The following is a 5,283-nucleotide window of genomic DNA, read 5'->3' as shown; positions in this document are numbered from 1 at the left end:
CAGGAAGTCATCCTGCCGCGCAAGACCGTGCTGGAACTGCAGCGCCTCTTGAAGGACGGCAAGGAAGATGACGCCATCGAGATGCGCTTTGCCGGCAACCAGGCCAAGTTCAGCTTCAGCGGCATGGAGTTCGTCACCAAGCTGGTCGAGGGCAAGTTCCCCGACTACAACCGCGTCATCCCCAAGAGCCACAAGTTCCGCCTGACGCTGGGCCGCGCGCCGCTGCTGAGCAGCCTGCAGCGCGCTGCCATCCTGACCAGCGAGAAGTTCAAGGCCGTGCGCCTGACCTTCGAGCCGGGCCTGCTGTCCATCGCGTCCAGCAACGCCGAGCAGGAAGAGGCCAAGGAAGAGATCGAGATCGACTACGCCGGCGACAAGATCGAAACCGGCTTCAACGTCACCTACCTGATGGACGCCCTGGCCAACATGAGCCAGGACATGGTCTGCATCGACCTGAACGACAGCGCCAGCAGCGCGCTGCTGACCATCCCCGACACCATCGGCTTCAAGTACGTCGTGATGCCGATGCGAATCTGAGCCAGCACCCTGGCTTGGACACAGCGGGCTTCGGCCCGCTTCAGTGCTTTTAAAGGGCGATGAATTTGTCGCCCGCGAGTGAGAGAGAGTTCCCGATGAGTGATGTTTCCAGCAGTGCCGACCACCCCGATGGCCTGAACGCCAACCAGCAGGCGGCCGCCGCGGCCGAGGCCAAATCGGGCGCCGTGTACGACGCCGATTCCATCCAGATCCTGGAAGGCCTGGAAGCCGTGCGCAAGCGCCCCGGCATGTACATCGGCGACACCTCCGACGGCACCGGCCTGCACCACCTCGTGTTCGAAGTGGTGGACAACTCCATCGACGAGGCCCTGGCCGGCCACTGCGACGACATCGTCGTCACCATCCACACCGACAACTCCATCTCCGTCATCGACAACGGCCGCGGCATCCCCACCGGCGTCAAGATGGACGACAAGCACGAGCCCAAGCGCTCGGCCGCCGAGATCGCGCTGACCGAGCTGCACGCCGGCGGCAAGTTCAACCAGAACAGCTACAAGGTCTCGGGCGGCCTGCACGGCGTGGGCGTGTCCTGCGTGAACGGCCTGTCCAAGTTCCTGCGCCTGACCGTGCGCCAGAACGGCAAGGTGCACTTCATGGAGTTCGCCAAGGGCATCCCGCAGGACCGCGAGATCGTCATGGTCAACGGCTTCGAAACCAGCCCGATGAAGGTCATCGGCGAGACCGACAAGCGCGGCACGGAAGTCCACTTCCTGCCCGACACCGAGATCTTCAAAGAGAACAACGACTACCACTACGACATCCTCGCCAAGCGCCTGCGCGAGCTCTCGTTCCTGAACAACGGCGTCAAGATCCGCCTCGTCGACGAGCGCAACAACAAGGAAGACAACTTCGCCTATGCCGGCGGCGTGAAGGGCTTCGTCGAGTTCATCAACAAGGGCAAGACCACCCTGCACCCGAACATCTTCCACGCCCAGGGCGACAAGATGAGCGACCAGCAGACCAACATCGGCGTCGAAGTGGCGATGCAGTGGAACGACGGCTTCAACGAGAACGTCCTCTGCTTCACCAACAACATCCCGCAGCGCGACGGCGGCACCCACTTGACCGGCCTGCGTGCCGCGATGACCCGCGTCATCAACAAATACATCGATGACAACGAGCTGGCCAAGAAGGCCAAGGTCGAAGTAGCCGGTGACGACATGCGCGAAGGCCTCGCGTGCGTCGTCAGCGTCAAGGTGCCCGAGCCCAAGTTCAGCTCGCAGACGAAAGACAAGCTCGTCAGCTCGGAAGTGCGCGGCCCGGTGGAAGACATCGTCTCCCGCCTGCTGACCGACTACCTGCTCGAGAACCCCACCGACGCCAAGATCATCTGCGGCAAGATCCTCGACGCCGCCCGTGCCCGCGAAGCCGCCCGCAAGGCCCGCGAGATGACGCGCCGCAAGGGCGTGCTCGACGGCCTGGGCCTGCCCGGCAAGCTCGCCGACTGCCAGGAAAAAGACCCGGCGCTGTGCGAGATCTACATCGTCGAGGGCGACTCCGCCGGCGGCTCGGCCAAGCAGGGCCGCGACCGCAAGTTCCAGGCCATCCTGCCCCTGCGCGGCAAGATCTTGAACGTCGAAAAGGCCCGCTACGAGAAGCTGCTGACCAGCAATGAAATCCTGACGCTGATCACGGCCCTGGGCACCGGCATCGGCCGCGGCGCGGGCGGCGACGACTTCAACCCCGACAAGCTCCGCTACCACCGCATCATCATCATGACCGACGCGGACGTGGACGGCGCCCACATCCGCACCCTGCTGCTGACCTTCTTCTACCGCCAGATGCCCGAGCTCTGCGAGCGCGGCCACATCTACATCGCCCAGCCGCCGCTGTACAAGGTCAAGGTCGGCAAGCACGAGCAATACCTGAAGGATGCGCCCGAGCTCGACAGCTTTCTGCTCAAGGTCGCGCTGCAAGACGCCAGCCTGGACACCGGCACCGGCAACACCCTCAAGGGCGACACCCTCGACACGCTGGCCCGCAAATACGTGGCCGCGCAGTCCGTCATCGCGCGCCTGTCCAACTGGATGGACATCGAAGCCCTGCACGTGCTGGCCAACGGCCTGGCCCTCAAGCTTGACACCCACGAGGACGCCGACGCCAGCGCCGCCAGCCTCAAGGGCCTGCTGCACGACGCGCTGGTGACGGTGGAGACCGACCCGCGCACCGACAAGTTCTTCCTGAAGATCGCCCGCACCCACCACGGCAACGTGCGCGCCAGCGTCATCCACGCCGACTTCGTGCACGGCGCCGACTACGAAGTGCTGGCCGACGCGGGCCTCAGCTTCCAAGGCCTCATCCAGGCCGGCGCCATCGTGCGCAAGGGCGAGGGCGAGAAGGCCAAGGAAAGCAAGGTCGACGACTTCCGCGCCGCCATGGCCTGGCTGATGCTGCAAGCCGAAAGCGCCGTCGGCCGCCAGCGCTACAAGGGCCTGGGCGAGATGAACCCCGAGCAGCTCTGGGAAACGACCATGGACCCCACCGTGCGCCGCCTGCTGCGCGTGCAGATCGACGACGCCATCGAGGCGGACAAGGTCTTCACGATGCTGATGGGCGACGAGGTGGAGCCGCGGCGCGACTTCATCGAAACCAACGCCTTGCGCGCGGGCAACATCGACGTTTGACGTTTACGTTCGTTGTAGCGTGAGGCGCATCCCCTAAGCGTCAGACGCTGGGGCGTCGTCGGCGGTGGCCGGGCCGGTCACCCCCCTGTCGCGGCGAAACGATCGCGCAGCGGGTCGAGCAGCGGGCCGTAGCGCTGCCCCGGCGTCGACGCGGCGCGCATCGGCTGGCGCACCTGCAGCGCGCTCGGCGTGCGGATCGCGCGCGCCGTCTCGTGGAAGCGCAGGCAGGCCGGCTCGAAGTCGAGGCCGCAGGCGGCCAGCAGCGCGTGGATGCCCGCGTTCGGGTCGGCGACGAGGTCCTCGTACCGTTGCACGACGAAGCGGCCCGGGTACCGCTCGGCCCAGAAGCGGGCGAGCGCTTCGTAGGCGCGCCAGTACGCCGCGAGCCCGTCGAAGCTGTACGTGAAGTGCACCATGCCCGGCCCGAAGAGCTGCTTGTAGCAGGACCACGCAGTCTCCACCGGGTCGCGGCGGCAGTCGATGATGCGAGCCCCGGGCAGCATGCGCAGCACGGCGCCGGCATAGAGCCAGTTCTCGGGCAGCTTGTCGGTGGCGATTGGCTTGCCGGTGCGCCAGCGCGCGCTCGCCCGCAAGTAGGCGTCGCCGAGCCGCCGCCAGTCAGCGTCGCTGGCATCGGCGGCCCAGGCCGGGAACGGCTTGCCGCGCCGGCGAGATTCGGCGTCGAGCAGCTGCGGCAGGTACGGCAGCTCGCTCGCGCCTTCGACCTGCGAGTGGCTCGCGAGGATCTGCTCGACGAGTGTCGTCCCCGACCGCGGCAGCCCGACGAGGAAGATCACCTCGCGCCCCGGCCCGTCCTGCGGCGGCGGCGACGCGCCGGCGAACGCGGCGCGGATCGCGTCGACGTGGCGCGCGAATGCCGCGGCGTCCCATGGCCGCGAGGCGCGCGCCGCATCGTTCGCCGCGCACAGGACCCGGAACGCGTCGGCGTGCCGGCCCGCGTTCTCCAGCCCGTGGCCGAGGGCGAAGCGCAGGAACAGCCGTTCCTCCGCCGGCATCGTCGCCGGCGGCGCGGCGGCCTTCGCCTCGAGCTGCGCCAGCTCGTCGGCGGTCATCGGCAGGACCTTCAGGTCGGCCAGCGTGAACCACGCGTGCGCGACCAGCTCGCCGCGCGCGATCAGGTGCCGGCAATCCGCGGCCGCGACATCACCGTGGCCGAGCGCCGTGGCGCAGCGTGCGCGTTGCAGCCGGGCGAGCGGCGCCGCCGGGTCAAGCTCGACGGCGCGCTGCACGGCGCCGTACGCCGCCGCCGGCTCGCCGGCGTTGTCGTGCTCGAACGACAGCCCCAGCCAGTCGGCCGATGTCGTCGCGTGGGCCTCGCCTTCGCGCAGCGTCGCGACCACCGCAGCGTGGTCATGCGCGTGCTCCTGCGCGGCCGCGAGCTGCGAGCGGAGGTCGAAGTCCCAGGGCCGCTGCGCGAGCGCGCGCGCGAGGTCCTGCGTTGCGCCTTCCCAGTCGTCGTCGCCGGCGCGGCAGACCGCGCGCAGGCGCAAGACCTCCGGGTGCTCCGGCGCGCTGCGCGCCAGATCGAGCAGCAGCACCCCCGCGTACATGCGGTCGCCCGCCTGCAGCGCCTGCGTGGCGCGGGCCAGCTGCTGCACGTCGGCAGGCTTCAGCCCGTGCAGCGGATCGCTCGACACGGCGCGCTTCATGCCAGCCTCGCGACGAGACGCGCCGCCGCCTGTGCGATCGTGGACTTGCCGGCGCCGGGCAGGCCGGTCAGCCAGAGCACTGCGGCGCGTGGCGACGGTTTGCCGCCGCGTTCATCGGGAACGGGTCGTGAAATCATGCGGCGGATTGTGGCGCCGCGCGCGGCGGGCTCCGCGGCTGTCGCCGCGATGCGTCTCCCGCGAGCCAGCGATGACAAGGACAAGGAAAGCAAAGTCGAAGWCTTCCGCGCCGCCATGGCCTGGCTCATGCAGCAAGCCGAGGGGGCCGTCGGCCGCCAGCGCTACAAGGGCCTGGGCGAGATGAACCCCGAGCAGCTCTGGGAAACCACCATGGACCCCACCGTGCGCCGCCTGCTGCGCGTGCAGATCGACGACGCCATCGAGGCGGACAAGGTCTTCACGATGCTGATGGG

At 68.3% G+C, this 5,283-nt stretch carries 4 protein-coding genes and 1 pseudogene; 3 read left to right on the top strand and 2 right to left on the bottom strand.

Going from position 1 to position 5,283, the window contains the following annotated elements:
* On the top strand, window positions 1-537 hold a 537-nt coding region (gene dnaN, locus AC1DU6_RS19305), incomplete at its 5' end, for a DNA polymerase III subunit beta (RefSeq protein WP_477858957.1).
* A 95-nt stretch (window positions 538-632) separates the two neighbouring features.
* Window positions 633-3,182, top strand: a complete 2,550-nt coding sequence (gene gyrB / locus AC1DU6_RS19300; RefSeq protein WP_457353512.1) for a DNA topoisomerase (ATP-hydrolyzing) subunit B — start codon at window positions 633-635, stop codon at window positions 3,180-3,182.
* A gap of 77 nt (window positions 3,183-3,259) precedes the next feature.
* Here the strand turns inward: gyrB and AC1DU6_RS19295 are convergent, their stop codons facing one another.
* Together AC1DU6_RS19295 and AC1DU6_RS19290 are read right to left on the bottom strand one after the other, a co-directional pair.
* Complete coding sequence (locus AC1DU6_RS19295; RefSeq protein ID WP_477858955.1) at window positions 3,260-4,852, bottom strand: tetratricopeptide repeat-containing sulfotransferase family protein; 1,593 nt, start codon at window positions 4,850-4,852, stop codon at window positions 3,260-3,262.
* Window positions 4,849-4,989: an adenylyl-sulfate kinase gene (locus AC1DU6_RS19290; protein ID WP_477858953.1), complete on the bottom strand. Its 141-nt coding sequence runs from the start codon at window positions 4,987-4,989 to the stop codon at window positions 4,849-4,851. Before AC1DU6_RS19290 ends, AC1DU6_RS19295 begins: the two co-directional genes overlap by 4 nt.
* Window positions 4,990-5,065: 76 nt before the next feature.
* Between AC1DU6_RS19290 and AC1DU6_RS19285 the strand changes: the two are divergent.
* Window positions 5,066-5,283: pseudogene (locus tag AC1DU6_RS19285) on the top strand (hypothetical protein); the annotation flags it as partial.

The sequence above is a fragment of the Roseateles sp. P5_B10 genome (assembly GCF_056400485.1).
Note: the sequence above shows the minus strand (reverse complement) of the source record. Positions and strands in the feature narration are given on the sequence as shown.